This window comes from Microbacterium sp. Ru50, assembly GCF_002920555.1.
Lineage (GTDB): Bacteria > Actinomycetota > Actinomycetes > Actinomycetales > Microbacteriaceae > Microbacterium > Microbacterium arborescens.
The window spans coordinates 997,695-1,022,373 of record NZ_PQSV01000001.1; the positions used below are offsets into that span (position 1 = coordinate 997,695).

Sequence of the window (24,679 nt, forward strand, 5' to 3'; positions counted from 1 at the left end):
GAGGTGGCTCTCTCCTCTCGCACCGCTCCCCGTACCCCGCGCCCGAGCATCCAGCTCGAGGTCGTCGGAACCGAACGCCTCTCCGCGCACCTGGTGCGCGTGACCCTCGGCGGCGACGGCTTCGCGGGGTTCCAGAACCGGCCCGAGACCGACAAGTACGTCAAGCTGAAGTTCACGACTCCCGCTCCCGAATCCGCACCCGTCACGCGGACGTACACCGTCCGGCGGGTGGATGCCGTCGCCGGCACCCTCTCGATCGACTTCGTCGTGCACGGTGACGAGGGCCTCGCCGGGCCGTGGGCGGCGCGCGCGCAGGTCGGCGACCGGATCGAGCTGATGGGACCGGGCGGCGGCTACGCCCCGGATGCCGCCGCCGATTTCCATCTCTTCGCCGGAGACCTCTCGGCCGTTCCGGCGATCGCCGCCGCACTGGAGGCGCTGCCGTCGGATGCGGCCGGACACGCGTTCGTCGAGGTGGAATCCGACGACGCGATCCTGCCCCTCGACGCGCCTGCGGGTGTCGAGGTGGAGTGGGTCGTCGACCCTGCCCACGACCCCGAGGCTCTCGCCGCCGTCGTGCGGCAGTACGACTGGCCGGCGGGCGACGTTCAGGTCTTCGCGCACGGTGAGCGCGAGTCGATGAAGGCTCTGCGACACGTGCTCTTCGACGAGCGCGGACTCGAGCGCGGCCGTGTCTCCCTGTCGGGCTACTGGGCCCGGGGCCGCAACGAGGACCGGTTCCAGGCGGAGAAGCGCGAGCCCATCGGCCAGATCCTCTGAGCCCGCCGTACCGAACGACTCGGTGCGTCCTTCATTCTGCGCTGTCGGAGAAGATGTCCTCGATCGCGCATCCGAACACCCGAGCGAGCCGGAACGCCAACGGGAGGGACGGATCGAAGCGCCCGCGTTCGATCGAGATGATCGTCTGACGCGAAACCCCGAGCTCATCGGCGAGACGCTGCTGCGACCACCCCCGGTCGCGTCGGCGCTCGGATACCGAGTTCTCCATGTTCAGCCGCGGCGCTGCTGCGCCAGGTAGCGCACCGCGACCGAGCCCATCGCGATCATCAGTACCGCTGACAGAGCGATAAGGGTCGGGACCTCGACGCGCGTGAACGCGAGGGTCGCCGTACCGAGCCCCACGATGAGGAGGGTGTCAGTGAGAGCGCCGCTCGTGGCCCGCTCGAACCACCGCGACTCGACCGACTGCTCGGGCTGCTCGGCAGCTCCTCGCAGAGTGGACCGGTCGACGACCGCCACCCAGGCGAAGCCGATGCACGGGGCGAGCGTGAGAGCGACGATCACGGCCGCTCCGACCACCGGCTGCGGTCCGCCGCCTCCCGTCGCGACCACGAACGCCGCGAGTGCCGATGACGCGAGCGCACCCGCTGGGATCGCGATCCACAGCGCGGAGAGCCGGCGATCGCCGAACCTCATGCGTCCCCAGCGGGGGCGCGTATCAGCGACGGACAGCGTGTTCCGGTTCTCTTTCATCATCTTCCCGACTGTCAAGTGAGCTTTACTGTTAACTAAACTTTACATAGTTTTCAGCCCCGAGGGAATGCCGGGGCCGCCACCGACCGTTGCCTTCCCCATGACAACTGTGGGAATCATCGGAGCAGGACACATCGGAAGCGCTCTCGCCGAGGGCCTGGTCGCACGCGGCTACGACGTCGTGATCGCCAACTCGCGCGGGCCGGAGACGCTCGGCGACCTCGTCGCGCGGCTCGGCGAGCGCGCACGGGCGGCGACCGCGCAGGAAGCGGCCGAGGCGGCGGATTGGGCCGTCGTGACGGTGCCGCTGAAGGCGCTCGAGGACGTCCCCGCCGAACCGCTCGCGGGCAAGATCGTGCTCGACACGAACAACTACTACTGGGAGCGCGACGGCCGCATCGCCAAGCTCGAGGAGAAGCGCACCACGACGTCCGAGATGGCGCAGCGTCATTTCGCCGAGTCGAAGGTCGTCAAGGCGTTCAACCACATCCCCGCCGCCGACATCAACACCGACGGCTCCCCCGCGGGAACCCCGGACCGGCGCGCGCTCGCGACGGCGAGCGACCACCCGGATGCCGTCGCCCACGTCACGGCGCTCTACGACGCGTTCGGCTTCGACACCGTCGACATCGGTTCGCTCGCTGAGAGCTGGCGCGTCGAGCGCGACCAGCCCGCTTACGTCGTGCGGCAGAACGCCGACGAGCTGCGCGCAAACCTCGCCCGCGCCCAGCGCTGAACGAAGCGCGGCAACGCCTCCGCGGGCCTGTTCGAGCGGGTCACCATCCCATCGAACCGGGAACCCCCTTGAACGGGCCTGCGAGGTTCGACGTCACCCAGCCGCCGTAGAACCCGCCGGGCTGTGGCACGACGACCTCGCCGTCGACCGTGCACCGGTCCATCCCGCCCGCGTAGACGGCCACGCGACCGACGAGCTCCTCATACCCCGGCGACGGGTTCGGATAACCCCACGCGGCGCGCTCGCGCACCGCCGTGCCGCGGACGACGTCGAAGTACTCGGCGGCACCCTTGAACTCGCAGAACGAGCTGCCGGCCGCAGGTATCAGCGAGCCGGGCACGAACGCCGCGGCCGGCAGGTAGTACACGGGCGGATGGCTCGTCTCGAGCACCCGCACGACGTCGTCGGTGTCGACGATCGTGACGGCGGCGAAATCGATCGTGACGCGCGCCTGGACGCGTTCGAGACGGGGCGGTCGCGGGTAGTCCCAGACGGACTCCTGTCCGGGACCGACGGGATCGGGGGTGGGGCGGCGCATGCCCGACAGGTTACGCGCGAGGAGCGACATCCCGGCTGCGAGGACGCCCATCGCCGCGCGACCGCAGCGAACGGATGCCGCGGGCGATGAGACGCCATCCGACCAGCAGGACGAGCAGCGTCAGCGTCGCCACGATCACGAACGGCAGCGCCGTGCCCTGCCCCGACGCCGCGCGCAGCAGCATCCCGCCGACCACCGTCACAACCCAGATGACGAGACCCGTCGGCACGATCGCGGTCGGCGATCGCCAACCGCGCACGGCAACCCACGCCACCAGCAGGCCGGCGAGGAACGGCCACGAAGTCTGCCAGAGGCCCGCGAGCACATCGGAGTCATGGCTCGCCCGGCCGGTCGCCGCGAACGCCACCACGAGGATGACATCGAGCAGGAAGGCGAGGACGGACGCACGGATCATCTCTCCATCCTCTCCCGCCACCACCGTGTCGGCCGTCCCCGATAGCGTGACGGGCGTGCGACTGCTCCTGCTCTCCCTGCATCCCGGCGCGCTGCGCCCGTTCCTCGACGACGGCGACCGCCCGGGCCCGATCGTGTACATCGACGACGCGCAGGCGGCGTTCCGCGACGCGCCCTTCGTCGCCGCCGAGCGCGAGGCGGTGCGCTCGTTCGGCCGCGACGTGATCGATGCGACGTTGCGAGACACCGCGCCCGAGGACGCCGACCGCCTGCTCTCGCGCGCGGGGGCGGTGTACGTCGCGGGCGGAAGCACCTTCGCGCTTCTCGAGGCCCTGCGACTCTCCGGCAACGACGACGTCCTCGTCGACCATGTTCGACGAGGGCTCCCGTACATCGGGCTCAGTGCCGGATCGATCGTGGCGGGACCCGACGTGACACCCGCATCGCTGATGGACGATCCTGCCGACGGTCCCGCCCTCACGAGCCACGAGGGCCTCGGACTGGTCGACGTGACGGTGATCCCGCACGCCGACGGAGCGCTGCCGCCCTACCCGCCCGAGCTGATCAGCCGCATCGTCGACACCTACGGATCGGATTTTGCGATCCTCCCGCTGCGAGACGATCAGGCGCTGCTGATCGAGGATGCCGGTTCGCGGGTGATCGCCTCGCGCTGAATCCGTGCGTCCCATGCTTCGCCCAGCATCCGCTTCTTCCTAGACTCGGAAGGCGTCCGCCGCGCCTGCTCCGGACGAGAGAACAGATCCGAGGCCCATGTCTTCTCCCGATGCGACGGCGGCGACGGCCGCATTCCGCGCCGCCCGCGACTTCCTGCTCGACAACGCGCACTCACCCGAGGCGGCCCACACCGGGTTCAGCTGGCCCGACGTCGGCGACCACTTCAACTGGGCCGTCGACTGGTTCGACGCCATCGCCACGGGCAACGACCGCATCGCCCTGCACGTCGTCGACGAGGACGGCAGCGAGACGCGGGTCACGTACGACGAGATGCGTCGTCGCTCGAACCGCGTCGCCAACTGGCTCACCGGCCTCGGCGTCGGGCACGGAGATGCCGTCATGCTCATGCTCGGCAACCGTGTCGAGCTGTGGGAGGCGATGCTGGCGATCCTCAAGATCGGTGCCGTCATCCTGCCGACCTCGGTCGTGCTGGGCGCCGACGACCTCCTCGAGCGCGTCGAACGCGCCGACATCCGCGCCGTCCTGGCCGACCCGGTCGACGCCGCCAAGTTCGACGGGATCGCGGGCGGCTTCGAGCGCGTCGTCGTGGGCGGCGAGCGTGCGGGATGGCACTCGTTCGCGGATGCGGCCGACGCCGACGACGCGGCACCCGGTGTCGTCGTGGCCTCCGATGATCCGGCCATCGTCTACTTCACCTCCGGCACCACGTCGCGGCCCAAGATGGTCGTGCACACGCACGTGAGCTATCCGGTGGGGCACCTCTCGACCACGTACTGGATCGGCGTGCGCCCCGGCGACGTGCACATGACGATCAGCGCTCCCGGGTGGGGCAAGCACGCGTGGAGCCTGTTCTTCGCGCCGTGGATCGCCGAGGCGACGATCTTCGTCTACAACTACGCCCGGTTCGACGCCGCGCGCCTCGTCGAGCAGCTCGACCGCAACGCGGTCAACACCTTCTGCGCCCCGCCTACGGTCTGGCGCATGCTCATCCAGGCCGACCTCGAGAAGCGGCCCCGCGCACTGCGCGAGCTGCTCTCGGCCGGCGAGCCCCTCAACCCCGAGGTGATCGACACGATCCAGCGCTGGTGGGGGCTGCAGATCCGCGACGGGTACGGGCAGACCGAACTGACGGCGGTCATCGGCAACACGCCGGGCGTCGCCGTCAAGCCCGGCGCGATGGGCCGACCGCTCCCGGGCAACGACATCGTGCTGATCGACCCGCTCACCGGGCGCATCGGAGACGAGGGCGAGATCTGCCTGCCGACCGCGCCGATCCGTCCGCTCAATCTCATGCCCGGCTACCTCGGCGAGCCCGAGCGCACCGCCCGGGTCGACCACGACGGCTACTACCACACGAGCGATGTCGCCGTCCGGGATGCCGCCGGACAGCTCACGTTCGTCGGGCGCACCGACGATGTGTTCAAGGCCAGCGACTTCAAGGTGTCGCCGTTCGAGGTCGAGTCGATCCTGCTGACGCACCCGGCCGTGGCCGAGGCGGGCGTCGTCGGGGCGCCCGACGCCGTGCGTCTCAACATCGTCAAGGCGTACGTGTCGCTCGCGGCATCCTGGGAGGCGTCGGCCGAGACCGCGCGGGCGATCCTCGCGCACGCCCGCGAGCACATGCCTCCGTACATGCGGGTGCGCCGCGTGGAGTTCTTCGAGCTGCCGAAGACGATCTCGGGCAAGATCCGCCGGGTCGAGCTGCGCGAGCGCGAAGTGGCCGCCGCGGATGCCGGCGAGCGCGTGACGACCGAGTGGCGCGAGTCGGACTTCCCCGACCTCAAAGGCTGAGGCGTGGCTCGCCTGTCGCTCAGGCGAGCCATCCGCAACCCCTGGCATGCGCACAGGCGGCGGGAGAAGACTGAGGGTGTCCGGACAGCCTCAGCAGAAGGAGCCCTCGTGCCGCAGAACGTCGCCGAACAGATCGTCGCCCAGCTGATGGATGCGGGGGTGAAGCGGATCTACGGCATCGTCGGCGACTCGCTCAACCCGATCGTCGACGCGGTACGACGAACCGGAGGCGCGGCGGAGGGCGGGATCGACTGGATCCACGTCCGCCACGAGGAGGCGGCCGCGTTCGCCGCCGCCGCGGACGCCGAGCTCACGGGCGAGCTGGCGGTGTGCGCGGGCAGCTGCGGCCCCGGCAATCTGCATCTGATCAACGGCCTGTTCGACGCGCAGCGGTCGGGTGTGCCGGTGCTCGCGATCGCCAGCCACATCCCGAGCCTGCAGATCGGTTCGGGGTACTTCCAGGAGACGCATCCCGAGCGCCTCTTCAGCGAGTGCAGCGACTACTGCGAGATGATCCTGACGCCCGAGCAGTCGCCGCGCGTCGTGAACTCCGCGATCCGTCACGCCACCGCGGGGTCGTCCGTCTCGGTGATCGTGCTGCCCGGCGATCTCGCCGAGCTGCACTCGACGGGCGAGTTCCCGCCGTTCGTCGCCGCTCGCCCCGGTCGCATCGCGCCCGACGAGCGGAGCGTCGCCGAGCTCGCCGCCGCCATCGACAAGGCCGAGAAGATCGCGATCTTCGCCGGCGAGGGCGTCCGCGACGCGCGCGAGGAGGTCATCGCGTTCGCCGAGCACCTGCAGGCGCCGATGGGGCACTCGCTGCGCGGCAAGCAGTGGATCCAGTACGACAACCGCTTCGACGTCGGCATGTCGGGCCTGCTCGGCTACGGCGCGATCGACCACGCGATGCACGAGGTCGATCTCCTCCTGATGGTCGGCACCGACTTCCCGTACGAGCAGTTCCTCCCCGACGGCGCCAAGACGGTCATCGCGCAGATCGACATCGACGCGCAGCGGCTCGGGCGCCGAGCGGGGGTCACGCATCCCGTCCACGGCGATGTCGGCCTCACCCTCGCGGCGCTGCGCGCACGGACCACCGCGAAGACCGACGACGCGTTCCTCCAGCACACGCTGAAGCGGTATCGGAAGGCGATGAAGGATTCGGTCGCGGCGTACACCGACTCGGATGCGCAGCCGATCCATCCCGAGCGTGCCATGTCGGTCATCGACCGGGTCGCGGCATCCGATGCGGTCTTCACCGCCGACACCGGCATGGGCAACGTCTGGCAGGCCCGCTATGTCACTCCCGGGCCCGAGCGGCGTCTGCTGGCGTCGTGGCGGCACGGGTCGATGGCCAACGCCCTCCCCCACGCCTTCGGCGCGCAGATGGCGTACCCCGATCGGCAGGTCATCGCGATCGCGGGAGACGGCGGACTCTCGATGCTGCTCGGTGAGCTCATCACGGTGGCCGCCTACGACCTGCCGCTGAACGTGTTCGTGTTCAACAACTCCACGCTCGGGATGGTCAAGGCCGAGATGCTCGTCGCCGGCTTCCCCGACTTCGGCGTCGACGTGCCGATGGTCGACTTCGCCGCCGTCGGGCGGGCGCTCGGGTTCCACGCGCAGCGGGTGACCGATCCGGCCGATCTCGAGGCGGCCGCCGCCGCGGCGCTCGCGCACCGGGGGCCGTCCATCGTCGACATCGTCACCGACCCCGATGCCCTCTCGATGCCGGCATCGATCACGGCGGAGCAGGTCGCGGGCTTCGGGATGTCGATGGCGAAGATGGTGCTCGGGGCGAAGGACTCCGGCGGCATCGGCGCGGTGCTCGAGACGGCGAAGTCGAACATCAAGCACATCCGGAGTCTCTGACACCCCGTCGGCCCGCCTCCGGCGCGCCCGCGCCCGCCGATACATTCGTCGGACTCGCGGGGCTGGTGTGCCCTCGGCGCCCGCTCGAGACGACGCCAGCCCCGCCGGTCCGACAGGTGTATCGCCTCAGACGAGGTCGGCAGGCAGCGGGAAGCGCAGGACGGCGGCGACGGGTGCACCGTCGGGCAGGTCGGTGCTGCGGACGGCCCGCACGCGGCCGCCCGAGCGCAGGACGCGCGCCGCGATCTCGTCGAGGATCGCGTAGGTGGTCGGCCCGGCGTCGGGCGCGCGGGTGATGTGGCCGGACTCGTCGATGATGCCCTCCTGGTCGAAGGCCAGATCGAACAGAAGCTCGTCGACGGCGGCGGTGCTGGCGGCGACGGCGGCGTCGCGGACCGACGACGTCGCGAGCCGCTGGGCCCGAAGCGACCCGAATCGCTCACGCCACTGCGCGAGCTCATCCTGCTCGTGGGTGTCGAGGATGCCCCGCGCGGCCTGCTCGAGATCCGCGCTCGACAGCGAGTCCGGGTGCGCGTCGATACTGTGCTCCAGAAGAAGGCGATGTGTGTTGACCGCGCGGTAGGCCGGCTCGAGGTCTTGGGAGGCGGCGAGGATGAGTGGGACATCGGCGGGAACGACGCGCACCACGGCGTCCTGGATGATCCGGCTGAACTTCTCGCGCTCGATGCGGTCGCCCGTCGTCCCCTGCGGCCGCGGCATGTCGCGCTGACCGTCGGTCGTGGTGTGCTCGAGCGCGGCCCAGAGGTCGTCGGGCAGCTCGAGCCGCCGCTCGGTGAGCCCGAGGTCGGGACCCAGTTCGCTGAGACGGCCGCCCTCGCGCGACACCTGGATGACGAAGGCCCGGCGCGGGAACGACACGGCGCGCAGCAGCTGCCCCGCGTCGAAACGGTCGCCGACCGACGCCCGCGGTTCGAGGCGGCTCGGCAGCCGGAACGCCTCGACACGGCCGGGCGATGCGAGCACGACGGTCGAACGCGACTGGCTCTGCCAGAACTCCTCGTCGTCGAGCAGCGCGCGCAGCGACGCGAGCACAGCCTCGCGATCGGCGTCGTCGATCTCGACGGCGGCGAGTTGTCGCGCCGCCTCGTCGATGCCCTCGCGCAACTGGAGCTGCGCGTGGCGCCGGTCCGCGGGAATCGGTGACGACGGGGCGACGATCGTCACGCTCGCGGGGTGGCGAGCGTCGAGGAGGTCGAGGAGGGATGCGGTCTCAGGAAGATCGGATGCCAACATCGCCTCAGGTTAGGCAGCCGACCGCGCCGGGCGTCGAGGGGTTGCATGCAGCCGCGGATGCCGTTAGGACACGGCCCCGCCGCACCCGATCAGGCGAGGAACTCCCACGGGTCGAACGACTCGATCGGGATGACGCGGACGCGCGGCAGCGGCGCATCGAATGCATGGACGTCGTACTCGAGGTCGAAGAACTCGACGCCCGGGATGGCCGTGAGCTCGCTGCTGCGGAACTCCGAGAACGCCAGCACGCCCACGCGACGACCGGGCCCGGTGAGCGCCGCCACCTCGCCGACGAAGTCGCGGTCGTGGCTGACGAGCACGACATCGTCCTCGCGTTCCTTCAGCGCCGCGAGCGTGCGCTGGATGGCGATGTCGACGACCTTCTCGTCGGCGTCGCCCGACAGCGGCACCGGCTTGTAGTCGAGGGCGAGCAACGCCTGGACGAACGACATCGGCAGGTGGTTACTTGCGTTGAGGAAGAACAGGCCGCGAGCGGGCTGCTGCCATTGATCGTCGACGAACTGCAGCAGGCGGTCCCAGCGGGGTCGTTCGTCCGGGAGCGGACGACGCCCGAGGATCGACTGACCGAGCGTCGCGTCGATGTTCTCGCCGTCGACGAGCAGCCATGTCACGCGTTCGGTCATGAGGTCCCCTGTCTGCGAATGTCTCCCGTGAACGCTATCAAGCCGGTTCAGTCCGCTGCCGCCAGGGGGACCCGCGTCAGGCGGTCGTCGCCGGCCGCCGCGTTCCCCCGGCCGTCGGTGTTGTTCGTGAGCAGCCAGAGCTCGTCACCCGCCACGACGGCATCGCGGACGCGGCCGAGCTCACCCTGCCAGAGCGCGACCGGCTCGCCGGTGAGAGCGCCTGCCTCGACGTCGATCTGCCATACGCGTTCGCCGCGCAGACCCGCGACGAAGAGGGTGTTCCCCCGCGCCGCGACGCCGCTCGGGCTCGCCTCCTCCGGCGTCCAGGTGATGAGGGGCGCGATGAAGCGCTCGTCGTCCGATGCTCCCTCGACGACCGGCCAGCCGTAGTTGCCGCCGGCTTCGATGCGGTTGATCTCGTCGAAGCGATCCTGTCCGAACTCGCTCGCCCACAGCGTGCCGTCCTGCGTCCACGCGAGACCCTGCACGTTGCGGTGGCCGAGGGAGTACACCTCCGACCCGGAAGGGTTGCCCGGGGCGGGCTCCCCTTCCGGCGTCAGCCGCAGGATCTTCCCCGCCAGCGAACCGGGCTCCTGCGCCGCCTCGGGCCGTCCGGCGTCTCCCGTGGCGACGTAGAGCATGCCGTCGGGCCCGAAGGCGATGCGCCCGCCGTTGTGGACGCGATCACGCGGGATGCCGTCGATCACGACCTCCGCACCGCCGAGCCGGCGGTTCCCCGCCTCACCGTCGAGCCCCACGCGCACGACGCGATTGTCATCAGCCGTCGTCACGTAGGCGTACAGCAGCGTGCGGTCCTCGTCCGCGTCCTCATGCACCGCGATGCCGAGGAGGCCGCCCTCGCCGACCGCGGCCGTGAGGTCGATCTCGCCCACGACGCGCGCGAGCCCGTCCGCGTCGACCTCGAGGACAGCGCCGTCGTCGCGCTGGCTCACCAGCTGGGTCCCGTCGTCGAGGACGACGACCGACCACGGCACCTCCAGCTGAGTGACGACGTCGCGGGGCTCGCCCGCGGCGTGCCACCAGGCGACGGCATCCGCCTGTTCCGTCGGGGTCTCGCTCGGGGTCGGCGCGGTCGCGCCGCCGCTCGGGCGCGGTTCGGCCGCGCCGGTGCAGGCGGACAGCAGCAGCGTCGAGGCGAGGAGCGCCCCGGCCAGGGCCTTCGGCCCCCGAGGACGCGGATGGATGCCGTGGCTCGTCGAGCGCTTCATCGTTCCAGGCTACGGGCCGGCGAGGATGGCGGCGGCGTCCTGTGCCCACCCGAGCGCGGCTTCGGGGTGTGCGAGCGTCGTGGCGTCGTCGGCGCGCGCGAGCACCGTGATGACGACGGGCGCGCCGCCCTCCCGCTCGAGGTACCACGAGCCGGCGAGCACGCCGACCGAGCTCCCGCCCTTGAAGGCGACGTACGTCCATTCGTCGCCGAACGCGAGACCGGGATTGGCGGACAGGATGTCGCGCACCGGCTCCCCCGCCGGCGTCTGCGCCCGGTCCTGCAGCGCAACGTGTGCGGCCGCGAGATCATCGGGCGCCGCGAACCAGTCGATCCCGTCGGGCCAGCCCGGCTGCGCATCGGAGGCGGTCGCGACATCGGGGACGCCGGCGGGCAGCCGCTCCAGCACCGAGCGACGGGCATCGGGGTCGCCCGCAGCGGTCCACAGCGCCCGCAGATCGGCGTCGCCGAAGAGGAGCCAGAAGAACTCGCGCGTCGTGGCGAACGGGAGGTTCGCCTCGGGGTCGGAGTGCCCCATCGAGACCATCACCGCTTCGACCGCATCACGACCGACGGCGCGGGTGAGCATGTCGGTGGCGGTGTTGTCGCTGATGGCGATCATCTTGTCAGCGGCCTCCCGCACGGTCACCTTCGTGCCGTCGGGACGGTCCTGCAGCTCACCGCTGGGGAGACTGCGCACCGCGGCGTCGACGACCAGCTCGTCGTCCCAGGCGAGCCGTCCGGCCGCGACGGCGTCGACGACGGCGCCGAGCACCCACAGCTTGAAGATGGAGCCGATGGGTCCGGCGGCCTGGTCACCGCCCTCGTAGAGCACCTCGCCCCCGACCTCCCGGACCTGCACGCCTGCGGTGAAGGCGGCGTCGTCGATCTGCCGGGTGAGCTCGTCCCAGGATGCCGCGGGCGTGCGCTCAGGCTGCGGCGGGCTGAACAGGAGCATCTGGATGCGAGCGTCGGGGGTGACCGAGATCGACATGTCGTAGGTCACCTGAGCGGACTCGATGGTCACGCGGGCCTGGGTCTCGACGCCGTCGTACCCGACCGCCGTCCACGGGGCCGCGGCCTGCATCTGCGCGAACACGTCCTGCAGCTGCGCGGGCGGGAGCTGCTCCAGAGCGGCGGCGTCGAAGTGCGTCTCGATGTCTTCGATGTCGGTGGCCGCGTCGGCGTTGATCTCGTCCATCACCCAGCGGACCTGGTCGCCGACCGGTGTGCCGGGGATCTCGACGGGTGCGGCCGGCGAGGCGGGCGTCCCCTCCGGCGCGGGCTCGGCAGAGCAGGAGGCGAGCGCTGCGGCGGTCGCCGCCGCGACGGCGACGGCGACCGGTCCGCGTCGGCGGGAGCGGGTGGATGGACGAGCAACATGCGTATCGATGGGGAGACTCACCTATCCAGCTTCTCGACGCACGGGTGTCACCGCCTCCCCCTGCGGGAGGAGATCGTGGCCACCCGAACCGGCTCGGCCCTGCGGGTAGCGTGAAAGGGTGGACCCGATCGTCGCGACCTTCCTGATCCTCGCCGCAGCGATCATCGCGTTCCTGTCGGCGCGGGTGCCGCTCGAGGTCGTGGCCGTGGGTGTCGCGCTCGGGCTGTGGGCCACGGGGGTGCTCACCCTCCCCCAGGCGTTCGCCGGTTTCGGCGATCCCACGGTGCTGTTCATCGCGAGCCTGTTCATCGTCGCGACGGCCCTCGAGACGAGCGGCGTCACCCGGATGGTCGGTGCCGTGATCCTCGCGCGCGCCGGTACGCGGCGTGGCCGCATCCTGATCTGGGTCGGCGGGATCGTCGCGATCCTCACCGCGCTGATCAGCATCAACGGCGCCGTCGCCGCGCTCATCCCCGTCGCCGCCGTGATCGCCCGGCGGTCGGGCCTGTCGCCGTCGCAGCTCATGCTGCCGATGGCCTTCATCGCGTCGTCTGCGTCGCTGCTCACCCTGACCGGAACACCCGTCAACGTCGTGGTGTCCGAGCTCGCGGCCGAGGCGGGCCGCCCGTTCGGCTTCTTCGAGTTCGCGCTCGTCGGGCTCCCGCTCGTCGCGGCCACGATCGCGATCGTCGTGCTGCTCGGCCCGCGGCTGCTGCCGCATCACGGACCGGACCCCGCCCCCGAACATCACACGGAGCGCGAGGCCGAGACTCTCTCGCTCGTCCCCGAGGCCGTACGCACGGGGGCTGTGCGCACGCAGCGGCGCAGTCGCCTGCACCGCGGCTCGCGGCGCACGCTCGCCGTCACAGCCGTGATGGTCGCGCTGCTGGCCACGGGCGCGATCCCGCCCGCGGTCGCCGGCCTCCTCGCCGCCGGCTCCCTCATCGTGCTGCGGGTCGTGAAGCTGCCCGACCTCTATCACGGCGTCTCGTGGACGACCCTCGTCCTCATCGCGGGCATGATCCCCCTGTCCGTGGCGTTCCTCGAGACCGGCGCGGCCGACGTCGTGGCCGACGCCCTGCTCGCCGTCGTCGGCCAGGCCGACCCGCACCTGGCGCTCATCGTGGTCTGCGTCGTGGTCGTCGTGCTCGGACAGTTCATCTCGAACGTCGCCACCGTCCTGATCGTCGCGCCGGTCGCGACCTCGATCGCGCTCACCCTCGATGTCAGCGCGCTCCCGTTCCTCATGGCACTGACGGTCGCGGGGGCGTCGTCGTTCCTCACCCCGGTCGCCACTCCCGTCAACCTCATGGTGATGGCGCCGGGCGGGTACCGGTTCGGCGACTACTGGCGGCTCGGGCTGCCGCTCACCGTCCTGTTCCTCCTCGCGGCGGTGTTCTACGTCCCACTCATCTGGCGGTTCTGAGCGCGGGGCGGCCGTGGTCAGGACGGCGGCAGGACCAGCTCCCTGCCGGTGTCCCAGTCCTCGGTCCAGCCGAGCTCGGTGAACAGGCCGTCCAGGAGCATCGCGGTGAAGCCCCACACGAGGAACTCTCCGGCATCGTGGCGGACGACGAAGCCCGGTCCCCGCCATTCGGCGCCGTCTCGGCGCAGGACCGTGACGCCGCGGTTCGCCGGCGCGAGCAGATCGGCGACCGGGGCGCGGAACACGGCCGCGGATTCCGCCACATCGACCACGCGCACGGGTGATGGACGACGCCACCAGGCCAGGACGGGCGTCACGAGGTGGTGGGAGTACTCCAGCGGAACCGCCGGAAGGGCGCCGAGCACCTCGACCCCGTCGGTGTCGATGCCGGTCTCCTCGCGCGCCTCCCGCAGCGCCGCCGCAACCGTGTCGGCGTCACTGGGGTCCACCCGGCCGCCCGGCAAAGCCACCTGCCCGGGATGCGATCGGAGCGTCGCCGCGCGGGCGAGGAGCAGGACATCGAGATCGCGCGAGACAGCGGCATCGGGCGCATGATCACTCGGATGGTCATCGAGCATGCCGAAGAGCACGAGCACGGCGGCGGCGCGTGCGCCGGGCGCGGCCGGGGTCCCCGTCACCCGCCCCGCACCGAACCCGGCCCGTCCGGCACGCGCGGCGAGCGCGGCGAGCTGTTCGCGCGCGCCCGTTCCCGGCGTCTCGAGGGGCATTCCTCCAGGCTACCCAGCTCTCAGTCGCGGCGGCCGAACACGCCGCCGAGCAGGACGTGCAGCAGCGGCAGTGCCGAGAGCCCCATGAGCACCGTGCCCGCCGTCTCGTCGTCGGGACGCATCAGGACTCCCGCCACGAGCAGACCGGCGAAGAGGATTCCCGAGACGGCGCGCCGTCCGAGCCGTTCCAGGCGCGACATCCGCCGTTCGAGCCGCCCGCTGTCGAAGCCGAGGTTGCCGTCTTCGAGATGCGTGATGAGGCCGTCGAGCCGCTGCGGGAGGCGCATCGTGATATCGGCGAACGCCATCGCGCGTCGCGCGGCGTCGCGCATGAGATCGCCGCGTTCCTCGCGGAGCAGCCGAGCCGCGTAGGGCTCCACCGCGTCCCAGAGGTTGAACGCGGGATCGATCGAGGTGCACACGCCCGACGTGAGCGAGGCCGCCCGGATGACGAGCAGGAAGTTCTCGGGCAGCTGGAACGGCAGCGCACGGGCGAGCTCGCCGAACTCCCCCGCGAAGTCGCGGAACTCTCGCGGGTCGACCTGCTTCAGCTCGGCGAATCCCATGCCTCCGAAGCGCGCGAACAGCTGGGTCATCGCGCGCTCGAGCTCGCGGACGTCGGCGGAGGGCAGCAGCGCGCCGACCTGCGACATCCCGGCGACGAGTCCGCGGCCGTCGCGGGCCGCGGCAGCGACGAGAACCGTGCGCAGCGCGTCGCGCGCCGAGGGTGAGATCTCGCCCATCATCCCGAAGTCGATGAACGTCAGCACCCAGTCCGGCTCGCCCTCGCGGCGCCGATCGGACGGCACCGGCGTGACGAAGACGTTGCCCGGGTGAGGGTCGGCGTGGAAGAAGCCGAAACCGAAGAACTGGTCGAACATCACGGAGGCGAACACGCTCGCCACCTCGTGAGGGTCGATGCCCGCACGGCGAAGACCATCGACGTCGGTGACCTTGATCGCGGTGACGTCGGCGAGCGTCAGGACCCGCGCGGTCGACCGCTCCCACGCGATCTCGGGGACGGCGACTCGGGGGTTGCCGGCGAACTTCTCGCGGAAGCGCTCGGCGTTGGCCGCCTCGTGCCGATAGTCGATCTCCTCGAGGCTCGTGATGGCGAACTCCTCGACGAGAGCCGGCATGTCCGCTCGCCGCGAGACGATGCGGATGCGGCGCAGCCAGCGCGCGATACGGCGGAGCGCGGCGAGGTCGACGTCGACGATGGTCTGGATGCCGGGTCGCTGGACCTTCACGACGACGTCGGTGAAGCCGGCGTCGGCGGCCTGCTCGGCGGCGAGCCGGGCGCGATGGGCCTGACCGAGGGAGGCCGCGGCGACCGGCTGCTCGTCGAACGACGCGTAGGCGTCGCGCAGCGGCATCCCCAGCTCTGCTTCCGCCGCCGCGCGGATCTGGTCGAAGGGAACCGGGGGCACCTCGTCCTGCAGGCCGGCCAGTTCGGTCGTGATCTCCGGTGGCAGGACGTCGAGCCGGGATGACATGAACTGCCCGACCTTGATCATCAGCCCGCCGAGCTCGACGGCGAGCGCGTGGAAGCGGCGCGCGAGGCGGCGCAGGCGGGCCGTTCGCCCCCGTTCGGAGAGCCGCTCGAGACCGAAGCGCGGCAGGACGATCTCGAACCACCACGTCTGCACGAGCGCCCGCGCGGCGAAGCGCAGGATGCGGCGATAGCGCGCACGCGCGCGGGCATCACCCGGCACCGCGGGGGTGCCGGGTGATGCGACGCGATGCGGTTCGGCCGAGGCCACCCGCGTCAGGCCTGCGCGAGCAGGGCGTACAGCTTGCGGCGCGCGTCGTCGAGGATCTCCACGGCCTGCTGGACCTGCTCGGGCGAACCGCTGCGGCCGACCTGGGCGGCGGCCTGGGCGAGCTCGACGCCCGCCTTGGGCAGCGCGGTCACGCGGCTGTGGTCGCGGCTCGTGGACTCCCACGGAGCGGACTTCTCGCCCGCCTCGCCCGCCGCCTCGCGGCCGGCCTCGGTGAGCGAGTAGGTCTTGCGTCCGTTGGACTCCTGGGCGCTGACGAGGCCCTCGTCGGCGAGCAGCTGGAGGGTGGGGTACACCGATCCCGCGCTGGGCTTCCACGACCCGCCGCTGCGCTCTTCGATCTCGTGGATGATCTGGTAGCCGTGCATGGGCTGCTCGGCGAGGAGGGCGAGCACGGCGGCACGGACGTCGCCGCGTCCGACCCGGGTGTTCACCTTCTGCTCGAAGGTCGACTTCAACTGGTCGAATGCCTCGAACACGTTGTTCCCGAGATCGGAGACGTTGAACCCGCCTCGTCCCCCGAAGATGTTGTCACGGCCGCCGAAACCGCCGGTGGGGAATGTTCCGCTCATGCTGACCTCCCGGTCGTCGATACGTTAGCGATACCTGACGATATATCGTTATCGCCCCCGGCGACAGGGCTCGCACGGAACACTCAGCCTTCACGCGGGGCGGCCGACGATGTCGTCCGCGTTCGCGGCGATCCACTCCATGAGCGGCATCATGCGCTCCATCAGCTCGACACCGCGTTCGGTCAACGCGTACTCCACGCGAGGCGGCACTTCGGGGTACGCGGTGCGGCTCACGATGCCGTCGGCCTCGAGCGTACGCAGTGTGGACGCGAGCATCTTCTCGCTGATGCCCGCCACGGAGCGCCGGAGCTCACCCCATCGGGCGGTGCCGTCGGTCAGTGCGAGCAGCACGAGCACGCCCCATTTGCTCATGACATGGTCGAGCACGACCCGCGTCGGGCAGTTCTCGGTGAAGACCTGATCGGAGGACGCCCGGATCTGCGCGAAACTCACTGCCATGTAGGTAGCTTACCGAAAAGTGGGTACACATCTGACGGAATGCAAGGATGCCCGGCGGCGGTTGTCACCGGCAACACCCGACCGAAAGGACCACCGATGACCATCCTCATCACCGGAGCGAGCGGACAGCTCGGCCACCTCGTCGTCGACGCGCTGCTCGCCCGCGGCGTCTCCCCCGACACCGTCGTCGCCGGGGCTCGCGACCTCGCCAAGCTCGCCGACCTCGCCGACCGCGGTGTCGCCACCGCCCGCGTCGACTACGACGACCCCGCCTCGCTGCGCGACGCGCTCGCGGGCGTCGACAGTGTGCTGCTGATCTCGGCGTCGGAGCCGGGCAAGCGGCTCGCGGGCCACAAGAACGTCATCGACGCGGCAGCGGCGGCAGGAGTGTCGAAGCTCGTCTACACCAGCGCCCCGAAGGCGACGACCTTCGAGTGGCCCTTGGGCGCCGAGCACAAGGCGACCGAGGAGGCGATCGCGGCGAGCGGCGTTCCGGCTGTCGTGGTGCGCAACAACTGGTACATCGAGAACTACGTGCCCGACGTCCAGCGCGCCGCCGAGAGCGGTGTCATCGCGGCATCCGTCGGCGACGGGCTGATCGCACCGGCCTCGCGCGCCGACTTCGCCGAGGGCGCCGCCGTCGTGCTCATCGAGGACGGTCACCTCGGCGAGGTGTACGAGTTCGCAGGCGACACCCGCATCGGGTACGACGCCATCGCGGCCGCGGTATCCGAGGTGCTCGGTCGCGATGTCGCCTACGCGCGCGTGTCGACGGAGGATCACATCGCGGCCCTCGAGAGCGCCGGTCTCGACGCCGGGACCGCCCAGTTCGTCGCGGGGATCGACACCGGCATCCGCGAAGGCGTTCTCGATGTGGACGACCACACCCTCTCGCGCCTCATCGGACGACCGACGACCTCGTTCGCGGACGGGCTTCGCGCCGCACTCGCCTGACCCGCAAGATGCCGACGCACTCCGCCCCTCGGGGGCCGGGGCGCGTCGGCATCGGCTCCGCTCAGTTCAGAGGGCGCGTCGAGGGCGGGATGACACCGTTGGCGTAGAGCTGCTGGGCCACATCCTGCAGCGCCGTGAGAGCGACCCGCTGGGTCGTCGGACCGTACGAGATGCGGGCGACGCCGAGATCCTCGTACTCCTTCGCGGTGAGCGCGCCGGGCAGCCCGATGACGCTGAGCTTGCGCTCTCCGAGCCCCTCGACGAGGCGCCGGGTGATGTCGGCGTCGAGGATCCCCGGGACGAAGACCAGATCGGCGCCGGCGTCGAGATACGCGCGACCGCGCTCGATGGCATCGGCGATCGATTCCTCGGTCGAACGGTCACCCGCGCGCACGAAGGCGTCGGTGCGGGCGTTGAGGGCGAACGGGACACCCTCGGCCTCCCCCGCCCGGACGATGGCCTCGACCGCGCGGACCGAGTCCGCGAGAGGTTGCAGGCGGTCTTCGACGTTGGCTCCCACGATGCCCACGCCGATGGCCCGGCGCGTCGTCTCACCGGGGTCGCCGAAGCCGGCGTCGAGGTCGGCCGACACCGGGACGTCGCCCGCTACCGAGACGATGCGGCCCACCATGTCGAGCACGATCTCGAGCGGGATGTCGGTGCCGTCCTCGTACCCGAACGACGCGGCGATCGAGTGACCGGCGGTGGCGATCGCGCGTGTCTCGGGCAGAGCCAGGATGGCTTCGGCCGACACCACGTCCCACACGTTCACCACCCGGAGGATCTCGGGCGCAGCATGGAGTGCGGACAGGGTCTGGGCTCGCTCAGCGGGGGTGCTCATGCCGATCACGCTAACCGCGCGCGGCGCACACGGGGCACATGTTGCGCGATTCGACGACACGCGTCATCGGGCCGCGCCTCAGCCCTGGCGCCCTTTGAACCGCGGGTTGAGCTTGTTGATGACGTACACGCGGCCACGGCGACGCACGACCTGCGCGCCGGGCTGATTCTTCAGCGACTTGATGGATGCGCGAACCTTCACGACGACCTCCTATTGAGAACTCTTATCAACAACAAGGTACGGTGGAGGACCGATCGCCACAACTCGAGCCGGAGAGAACACCGTGACCACTCATCTCGCCGTCACCGGCGTCTGCAGCGCCGAACGCCGTCGTTACGCCCGTCTGTGCGTCATCGCCGGACGCCACCGCGCCCTCCGCGTCGTCGACCTCGCCAGCGACGCCGACCCGGTCCACGTCCACGCCACCGTCCACGGCATGCCCTCGCTCTGCGTGCTGGATGCCCGCCATGCGATCGACGACCTGCGCGACGAGGCACCGCTGCGTCGGGCCGTCCCGCACGGAGACGGGCGAGCAGACGTCGGAGCACGCGCGCGGCTGGCGGCGCAGCTGATCGAGGCGGCGAGCGCCGTCGTGATCGTCAACTGGGAGCGGATGCCGACGGCCGACCTGTCGATCCTCATGGCACTCGCGTCGCACCTGGCACCGACCGCCCGCATCCGACTCAGCCGCGGCGTCGTCGACGACCTCTCCGCACTGGGCTTCGGCACCACCCTTCCGCTGCGCGACGCGGGCGATCGCGCCGGATGGACGCGTGCCCTCAACGGCGAGCACGATCCGTTCCTCACCGATCGGCGCGTTGCGACGATGCGCTACGAGCAGTTGCGCCCGTTCCACCCCGGCCGGCTCGTGCTGGCTCTCGATCTGCTCGATTCCGGCTCGTGCGGACTGGTCCTGCGGTCGGTCGGGGTCTGCCGTCTCGCGACGCGGCCGAATGTTCCCGCGCGGTGGGAGCAGGCCGGCTCGGCCATGTGGATCGACCCGATCGAGGCCGGCCACGGACTCGACGACGTCGGCCAGGACATCGCTCTGACCGGCATCGACCTCAACACCGTCGCCGTGCGGCACGTCCTGGATGCCGCCGTGCTCGACGACGCGGAGCTGTCGGCGGGTCCGACGGCCTGGCGACGGCTGTCCGACCCCCTGCCCGAATGGAACGTGGCGGTCGGGTCCGAAGACCCGACCGCCGACTGAGCCGCTGGGTGCGGTTCAGATCCGTCCGCGGCGGTGCGCGCGCCGGCGGATCGCCGTGAGAAGCGCGCCGCCCGCGAGGAGCGCGAGAGCGATCCCGGTCACCGTCGCGGTCATCGAGGCCTCGCCGCCCGTCGCAGCGAGATCGCGCCGCGCGCCGACCCCGGCCGCTGCGCCCGCCGCCTCGGGGCCGGTCGCGCCGGCGCCGCCGGACGGAGCACCGCCCGCACCCCCACCGGTGCCGCCGCCTGCTCCGCCTCCGGCGCCGGGGTCCGAGCCCCCGCCCGAGCCCTCGCCGGGGTTCTCGGGCTCGACGGCGGCGGTCACGGTGAACAGCGACACGCGCGAGTCGTCGACGGCGCCGAAGGGATCGCTCGTGCGGACGTACCATCCGCGCTCGCCCTCCTCCGCGAGCGGCCAGGCGGCCGAGAGGATCGAGCCGCTCGCGACATCCGAGAACGTCGCGATCTCCGTGCCGCCGAGGACCTCCGCCGAGAAGGCGTCGGTGCCGAGGGTGCGCGTGCCCGGCTCGATGCGCAGCTGATCGTACGTGAGCGCGAACTCCTGCTGCGAGTAGTCGCCTGCTCCCGCCGGGCCGAGGAGGCTCGGCTCGTCGGAGTTGTAGACGTCGAGTGACGGCGAGTAGGTGCGCACGAGCATCTGCCGCCCCTCGTTGTCGAAGTGCAGGAGGCGGAGGAAGCCGAGACCGCCCTCCGGGAGGCCCTGGTAGTCGAACAGCATCGAGTACACGGTGCGGTCCGAGACGCCGTCGCCGTCGTCGTCGAACGCGTCCTCGCGCAGGAATGCGTCGTGGTAGTGCCCGGAGAAGACCATGCGGACGTTCGGGTTGGTCGCGACGACCTCGTCCATGACCCGCTGCGGGATCGCACCGAGCCCGCCGGTGGTGAGGATGAACTCGTGCTGCGCGATGATCGCGACGCGATCGGGGTACTGCGCGAGCACCTCGTTCATCCACGCGATCGACTGATCGCCGGGGAGCCATCCGGTGTACAGCATCAGGAAGTCGATGCCGCCCGCCGAGATGAGGTCGTAGTGACCGCGGTTGTCCTCGAAGCTGCCGCCGTACCAGGGGTTGCCGGCGTAGCGGTCCTCGCCGAAGTACGCACCGTAGTTCGAGTAGTCCTCGAGGTGGTGTCCCACATCGTGGTTGCCGGCCAGGACGCCGTAGGGCAAGCCCGCCTCGTCGAGGCGGCGGTACTCGGGATCGGCCCGCTCCCACTGCTCCATCACGTCGTAATCGTCGATGATGTCGCCGGTGTGGAAGAGGTACTGCAGGTTCAGCTCGTCGCGCCGATCCAGCAGGTACGAGTGGATCGCCTGCTGGTGCCGGTATGGCTCGCCCGGGAGGGTGTTCTCGTTGTAGTACTGCGTGTCCGACTCCCACGCCAGGGTGAAGTCGTACTCGCTGCGCGGAACATCGGCGGCGTTGTGCGGTGCGACCGGAGTCGTCCGGTCCGAGCGGTCCGCGCCCGCGAAGCCTTCGGAGTGCTGCACAAGCATCCGCACCACCCGTCCCGCACCGTCCGAGGCGGCGAACGCGTAGTCGTCGACCGCGACGACGGCATCGAGCGAGAACGACTCGTCGTCGCCCGCGCTCACGTGGCGGTCGACCTCGTCCCACCCCGACCCGTCGGCTCGCTGGACGTAGAGGATGACGGTCGCTCCCGCGTCGGCGTGACCCGACCAGGTCGAGCGGACGTCGGAACCGGCGTCGGTGTCGGTGACCGCGACGTCGAACGACTGGTACGGGAACGCCCGGTCGCTCGTAATCTCCTCCGAGAGGCCGTCGACGGCCGCGAGAGTGCGCAGCTCGTCGGTCGTCAGCTGTTCCGCCTCGGCGCGGTCGACGGCTCGTGCGTCCTGCACGGTGCCGGACTGCGCGCTGACGTCGCCGTCGGACAGATCGAGCCGGCGTCCCTCGAGGAAGCTCACGTCGAGGACGTCGCCCGTCGGATCCTCGACCTTCGCCTGCAGCGTCACGTCGCCCGCGGGCACCTCGGCCCCTTCGGCCGGCGCGAGAGCCCCGGCGCTCGGCTGCTCGTCGTACGTCGTGAAGGTCGCCGTCCACGAGTCGGTGTTGCCGGCCTGATCGGTCGCGGTGATCTCGACGCGGTGCTCCCCCGCGGCCAGGTCGACAGACGAGGTCTCGTGAGGCAGGGCGATCTCCGCGCCGTCGAGCCGGGCGACGGTGCTCGCGACGCCCGATCCCGCGTCGACGATCTCGGCATCGATGACGATCGGTCCCTGATAGGCGGTGCCGTCGACGATCTGCGAGGTGACGACGGGAGCGGTGTTGTCGACCGTCACCGTCCGCGAGACGGTCGTCTCGCCGTCGGTGGCCGCCACCACGGCGGCACCGTCGGCGCCGGCGGTGGTGTCCCAGGAAGCCGAGAGCGCGGCGAACGCATCGTCGGGCAGCGCGAAGCGCGCCTCGTAGTAGTCGAGCTTCCCGGTGGCGGCTCCCGCCTCGGTGACGCTGTCGCCCATCCGCAGGACTGCGGCAGGATCGTCGTAGCCGAGGGGCGTGAGCGTCCGGCCGTCGGGGAGCACCAGGCGCAGGGCGCGGATCTCGAAGTCGTCGTTGTTCTCGGCGAGGTCGATCTCGGGCGCCTTCTTCGTACCCGCCCACACGCTCACGACGAGCTCGTCACCGCGGACGACGTACTCGAGCGGCACGGGCGTGACGATCGTCTCCCATCCCTGCGTGCCGATCTCGAAGATGTTGAGGACATCGTCACCGATGCGCACGCCGTTCTTGAAGTAGTAGTTGACGTTCGTCGTGTCGAAGACGAAACGCGGCTCGTCCTCGAGGGTGGGGGTGGTCTCCACGGCCGCGCCGTCGATCGTCAGCTCGATCGGGCTCGGGTACGCGTCGCCCGCGGCGACGATCTCCGTCGTTCCCGATACGAACCGCCCGTCCTCGAGATTGAGTCGGACCGGGTTGGTGTCGACCCCGGCCACAGGAACGCGACGAGTCTGCGTCGACGCGGTGTTCGTGCCGTCGCTCGCGGTGATCGTGTATTCGTACCAGCTCTTGCCGATGAGGTCGGCGGCGTTGACCACGAACGTCGCCGATCCGTCGCCGGCGTCGAGGAGGTTGATGCGCGCCGGGGCGGGGTCGACGTCGTTGGCGAGCTGCAGTGTCACGGTCCGCGCCAGGACGTCATCGGTCACGGTCGCGGTGATGGCGAAGTCGGTGCCCGGCTGGATCTCGGCGGCGGTGCCGTCGACGATCGTCGGCGCCTGCGTGTCGGGCGCCACGATCATGAGCCCGCCGGGAACCTGGTCTGGCTGCACGGCACCCGGCGACGCCGGGGCGAGGTCGACGATCCGCTGCGTCGCGACATCCGCTCCGACGGTGTAACGGATCCCCTGGTCGGCGACGGTGTCATCGGCGCCGTCGAGGTTGTACAGCGCGGTGCTGACGTGACGGCCGCTGTTGGTCTCGATCGCGACGCCCCGAGGCGAGCCGTTCGCCATCCCGGCCGAGGAGATCTCGACGAGACTCTCCCCCGCGACGAGCCGCGAGCCGAAGTGGTCGTTGAAGTCGGCGGCGGTCAGGGCGTCGTTGGCGCCGTTCTTGATCCACAGCACGAGCGTCTCGCCGGCCGGGATCACGACGTCACCGGGAACGGCCGGCCAGACGCTCGACGAGCCCTCGACGGGGTAGAGGTAATCGATCGTGTAGTCGGAGAAGTCGATCGGATCACTCGAGGCGTTGTAGACCTCGATGAACTCGAAGGCGTCGGAGCCCGCGACGTTGGCCGAGTCGGGCAGCAGCTCGGTGATCTGCAGCGGTGCGGTGACGACGCTCGGGTCGGGCTTCGGGTCGAACCCCGGCTGTTCCCCCGGCTCCTCTCCCGCGGGCGGGGTGACGGCTTCGGGCGCGACGACGCCGGGCGTCGCCGCAGCCGGCTCGGCGAGGATGTCCGTGCCGCCGTCGACGCGCTCAGCGGGCAGACGGAAGTGCGCCGACTGTCCGGCGGCGGCCGCCGTGCGGCCGTAGGTCGACCAGCCCACGATCCCGTCGTTCTGCAGGATGCGGATGCCGCGCGGCGCGCCGTTGGCCATCCCGGCCTGCCCCGTCACGCGCACGACGGTGGTGCCGGCATCGGCGCCCCAGTGCGCGCGGAACTCGTCGATCGAGCGGGCGAAGGAGTCGACGCTCCCCGCGGTGTAGCTGAGCCAGAACACGACGGTCCCCCCGGCGGGGATCACGACCGGGTCGGCCACGGCGAGCGGAACGTCGCGGGAGCGGTCGGCACCGTCGACATACGTGTACGCGAACGAGACGCCCGCAGCCGCCAGGTCGACGTCGGCGGCACCGCGGTTGTGGACCTCGAAGAACTCGTAGTCGTCGACGCCGACGTTGTCGGGGGCGATCTCGGTCACGACGAGCGAGCCGGATGCCGCGTCGGCCGCTGTCGGCACGAGAGCGGTGGGAGCCGCGAGCGCGGGCGCTGCGAGCGCGAGCGAGAGGGCTCCCGCGGCGAGCGTCGCCGTCGTCGCGATGGTGAGAAAACGGGCGCGTGGGCGCTCAGCGGGCATGACAAGCCACCTTCGGTGCAAGAGGGATGCCGCCGACGGTAGGGGCCGTGCGCGAGCACGAAGTGAACGCTCCCGTCCCGCGAGGTGT

Annotated in this window: 23 protein-coding genes; 8 read left to right on the plus strand and 15 right to left on the minus strand. The window is 70.8% G+C overall.

From position 1 onward, the window contains the following. Positions 1-3 precede the first annotated feature (3 nt). Entirely contained in the window at positions 4-780 is a 777-nt protein-coding gene (locus C3481_RS04750; RefSeq protein ID WP_103840978.1) for a siderophore-interacting protein, read from the plus strand. Positions 781-811: 31 nt separating this feature from the next. Here the strand turns inward: C3481_RS04750 and C3481_RS04755 are convergent, their stop codons facing one another. Both C3481_RS04755 and C3481_RS04760 read right to left on the minus strand, forming a co-directional pair. Continuing rightward, positions 812-1,009 (minus strand): helix-turn-helix transcriptional regulator, encoded by a 198-nt coding sequence (locus C3481_RS04755; RefSeq protein ID WP_088380800.1) that lies wholly within the window; start codon positions 1,007-1,009, stop codon positions 812-814. A 2-nt stretch (positions 1,010-1,011) separates the two neighbouring features. Continuing rightward, complete coding sequence (locus tag C3481_RS04760) at positions 1,012-1,497, minus strand: hypothetical protein (RefSeq protein ID WP_242435679.1); 486 nt, start codon at positions 1,495-1,497, stop codon at positions 1,012-1,014. 97 nt (positions 1,498-1,594) lie between these two features. Here C3481_RS04760 and C3481_RS04765 point away from each other — a divergent pair, with 97 nt between their 5' ends. Continuing rightward, positions 1,595-2,230: an NADPH-dependent F420 reductase gene (locus tag C3481_RS04765; protein WP_103840980.1), complete on the plus strand. Its 636-nt coding sequence runs from the start codon at positions 1,595-1,597 to the stop codon at positions 2,228-2,230. Positions 2,231-2,270: 40 nt separating this feature from the next. Here the strand turns inward: C3481_RS04765 and C3481_RS04770 are convergent, their stop codons facing one another. After that, positions 2,271-2,768: a DUF427 domain-containing protein gene (locus tag C3481_RS04770; RefSeq protein ID WP_036305025.1), complete on the minus strand. Its 498-nt coding sequence runs from the start codon at positions 2,766-2,768 to the stop codon at positions 2,271-2,273. 10 nt (positions 2,769-2,778) lie between these two features. Beyond that, positions 2,779-3,183, minus strand: a complete 405-nt coding sequence (locus tag C3481_RS04775; RefSeq protein WP_103840982.1) for a DUF3054 domain-containing protein — start codon at positions 3,181-3,183, stop codon at positions 2,779-2,781. 55 nt (positions 3,184-3,238) lie between these two features. Here C3481_RS04775 and C3481_RS04780 point away from each other — a divergent pair, with 55 nt between their 5' ends. The 3 genes from C3481_RS04780 (at position 3,239) to C3481_RS04790 (ending at position 7,541) form a co-directional block, all read left to right on the plus strand. Beyond that, positions 3,239-3,856, plus strand: a complete 618-nt coding sequence (locus C3481_RS04780; protein ID WP_103842014.1) for a Type 1 glutamine amidotransferase-like domain-containing protein — start codon at positions 3,239-3,241, stop codon at positions 3,854-3,856. 97 nt (positions 3,857-3,953) lie between these two features. Further along, entirely contained in the window at positions 3,954-5,669 is a 1,716-nt protein-coding gene (locus C3481_RS04785) for an AMP-binding protein (protein WP_103840984.1), read from the plus strand. 108 nt (positions 5,670-5,777) lie between these two features. Beyond that, complete coding sequence (locus C3481_RS04790; protein WP_103840986.1) at positions 5,778-7,541, plus strand: pyruvate dehydrogenase; 1,764 nt, start codon at positions 5,778-5,780, stop codon at positions 7,539-7,541. 126 nt (positions 7,542-7,667) lie between these two features. Here C3481_RS04790 and C3481_RS04795 read toward each other — a convergent pair whose 3' ends face one another. From C3481_RS04795 to C3481_RS04810, 4 genes are all read right to left on the minus strand, one after another. Continuing rightward, entirely contained in the window at positions 7,668-8,795 is a 1,128-nt protein-coding gene (locus tag C3481_RS04795; RefSeq protein WP_103840988.1) for a hypothetical protein, read from the minus strand. A gap of 89 nt (positions 8,796-8,884) precedes the next feature. Continuing rightward, on the minus strand, positions 8,885-9,439 hold the full coding sequence (locus C3481_RS04800; RefSeq protein ID WP_023951887.1) for an NYN domain-containing protein: 555 nt from the start codon (positions 9,437-9,439) through the stop codon (positions 8,885-8,887). Positions 9,440-9,486: 47 nt separating this feature from the next. After that, positions 9,487-10,668: a sorbosone dehydrogenase family protein gene (locus tag C3481_RS04805; protein WP_083990573.1), complete on the minus strand. Its 1,182-nt coding sequence runs from the start codon at positions 10,666-10,668 to the stop codon at positions 9,487-9,489. A gap of 9 nt (positions 10,669-10,677) precedes the next feature. Continuing rightward, positions 10,678-12,072, minus strand: coding sequence for a serine hydrolase (locus C3481_RS04810; RefSeq protein ID WP_103840990.1), 1,395 nt, complete (start codon positions 12,070-12,072; stop codon positions 10,678-10,680). 97 nt (positions 12,073-12,169) lie between these two features. On the opposite strand from C3481_RS04810, the gene C3481_RS04815 reads away from it, so the two are divergent. After that, positions 12,170-13,477: an SLC13 family permease gene (locus C3481_RS04815; RefSeq protein ID WP_103840992.1), complete on the plus strand. Its 1,308-nt coding sequence runs from the start codon at positions 12,170-12,172 to the stop codon at positions 13,475-13,477. Positions 13,478-13,494: 17 nt separating this feature from the next. On the opposite strand, the gene C3481_RS04820 is transcribed toward C3481_RS04815, so the two are convergent. From C3481_RS04820 to C3481_RS04835, 4 genes are all read right to left on the minus strand, one after another. After that, on the minus strand, positions 13,495-14,205 hold the full coding sequence (locus C3481_RS04820; protein WP_103840994.1) for a CoA pyrophosphatase: 711 nt from the start codon (positions 14,203-14,205) through the stop codon (positions 13,495-13,497). Positions 14,206-14,225: 20 nt separating this feature from the next. Beyond that, positions 14,226-15,920 (minus strand): AarF/ABC1/UbiB kinase family protein, encoded by a 1,695-nt coding sequence (locus tag C3481_RS04825; RefSeq protein WP_064956202.1) that lies wholly within the window; start codon positions 15,918-15,920, stop codon positions 14,226-14,228. 53 nt (positions 15,921-15,973) lie between these two features. Beyond that, positions 15,974-16,558 carry a PadR family transcriptional regulator gene (locus C3481_RS04830; protein WP_023951899.1) on the minus strand — a complete coding sequence of 195 codons (585 nt, stop codon included), beginning with the start codon at positions 16,556-16,558 and terminating at the stop codon, positions 15,974-15,976. Between the two features lie 90 nt (positions 16,559-16,648). Next, positions 16,649-17,017, minus strand: a complete 369-nt coding sequence (locus C3481_RS04835; protein ID WP_023951900.1) for a helix-turn-helix domain-containing protein — start codon at positions 17,015-17,017, stop codon at positions 16,649-16,651. Positions 17,018-17,113: 96 nt separating this feature from the next. Between C3481_RS04835 and C3481_RS04840 the strand changes: the two genes are divergently transcribed. Then, on the plus strand, positions 17,114-17,971 hold the full coding sequence (locus tag C3481_RS04840; RefSeq protein ID WP_103840996.1) for an SDR family oxidoreductase: 858 nt from the start codon (positions 17,114-17,116) through the stop codon (positions 17,969-17,971). 61 nt (positions 17,972-18,032) lie between these two features. On the opposite strand, the gene C3481_RS04845 is transcribed toward C3481_RS04840, so the two are convergent. Together C3481_RS04845 and ykgO are read right to left on the minus strand one after the other, a co-directional pair. Then, complete coding sequence (locus tag C3481_RS04845) at positions 18,033-18,812, minus strand: isocitrate lyase/phosphoenolpyruvate mutase family protein (protein WP_023951904.1); 780 nt, start codon at positions 18,810-18,812, stop codon at positions 18,033-18,035. 78 nt (positions 18,813-18,890) lie between these two features. Beyond that, on the minus strand, positions 18,891-19,013 hold the full coding sequence (gene ykgO, locus C3481_RS04850) for a type B 50S ribosomal protein L36 (RefSeq protein WP_023951906.1): 123 nt from the start codon (positions 19,011-19,013) through the stop codon (positions 18,891-18,893). Between the two features lie 82 nt (positions 19,014-19,095). Here ykgO and C3481_RS04855 point away from each other — a divergent pair, with 82 nt between their 5' ends. Beyond that, positions 19,096-20,025, plus strand: a complete 930-nt coding sequence (locus C3481_RS04855) for a GTP-binding protein (protein ID WP_103840998.1) — start codon at positions 19,096-19,098, stop codon at positions 20,023-20,025. A gap of 15 nt (positions 20,026-20,040) precedes the next feature. Here C3481_RS04855 and C3481_RS04860 read toward each other — a convergent pair whose 3' ends face one another. Continuing rightward, entirely contained in the window at positions 20,041-24,591 is a 4,551-nt protein-coding gene (locus C3481_RS04860; protein WP_103841000.1) for a lamin tail domain-containing protein, read from the minus strand. Positions 24,592-24,679 lie beyond the last annotated feature (88 nt).

What these genes read in the sequence shown, in the direction of transcription:
- C3481_RS04755 (WP_088380800.1), bottom strand. Translation starts at nt 1,009, where the DNA reads ATGGAGAACTCGGTATCCGAGCGCCGACGCGACCGGGGGTGGTCGCAG.
- C3481_RS04760 (WP_242435679.1), bottom strand. Translation starts at nt 1,497, where the DNA reads ATGATGAAAGAGAACCGGAACACGCTGTCCGTCGCTGATACGCGCCCC.
- C3481_RS04765 (WP_103840980.1), top strand. Translation starts at nt 1,595, where the DNA reads ATGACAACTGTGGGAATCATCGGAGCAGGACACATCGGAAGCGCTCTC.
- C3481_RS04770 (WP_036305025.1), bottom strand. Translation starts at nt 2,768, where the DNA reads ATGCGCCGCCCCACCCCCGATCCCGTCGGTCCCGGACAGGAGTCCGTC.
- C3481_RS04775 (WP_103840982.1), bottom strand. Translation starts at nt 3,183, where the DNA reads ATGATCCGTGCGTCCGTCCTCGCCTTCCTGCTCGATGTCATCCTCGTG.
- C3481_RS04785 (WP_103840984.1), top strand. Translation starts at nt 3,954, where the DNA reads ATGTCTTCTCCCGATGCGACGGCGGCGACGGCCGCATTCCGCGCCGCC.
- C3481_RS04795 (WP_103840988.1), bottom strand. Translation starts at nt 8,795, where the DNA reads ATGTTGGCATCCGATCTTCCTGAGACCGCATCCCTCCTCGACCTCCTC.
- C3481_RS04800 (WP_023951887.1), bottom strand. Translation starts at nt 9,439, where the DNA reads ATGACCGAACGCGTGACATGGCTGCTCGTCGACGGCGAGAACATCGAC.
- C3481_RS04805 (WP_083990573.1), bottom strand. Translation starts at nt 10,668, where the DNA reads ATGAAGCGCTCGACGAGCCACGGCATCCATCCGCGTCCTCGGGGGCCG.
- C3481_RS04820 (WP_103840994.1), bottom strand. Translation starts at nt 14,205, where the DNA reads ATGCCCCTCGAGACGCCGGGAACGGGCGCGCGCGAACAGCTCGCCGCG.
- C3481_RS04830 (WP_023951899.1), bottom strand. Translation starts at nt 16,558, where the DNA reads ATGAGCGGAACATTCCCCACCGGCGGTTTCGGCGGCCGTGACAACATC.
- C3481_RS04835 (WP_023951900.1), bottom strand. Translation starts at nt 17,017, where the DNA reads ATGGCAGTGAGTTTCGCGCAGATCCGGGCGTCCTCCGATCAGGTCTTC.
- C3481_RS04840 (WP_103840996.1), top strand. Translation starts at nt 17,114, where the DNA reads ATGACCATCCTCATCACCGGAGCGAGCGGACAGCTCGGCCACCTCGTC.
- C3481_RS04845 (WP_023951904.1), bottom strand. Translation starts at nt 18,812, where the DNA reads ATGAGCACCCCCGCTGAGCGAGCCCAGACCCTGTCCGCACTCCATGCT.
- C3481_RS04860 (WP_103841000.1), bottom strand. Translation starts at nt 24,591, where the DNA reads ATGCCCGCTGAGCGCCCACGCGCCCGTTTTCTCACCATCGCGACGACG.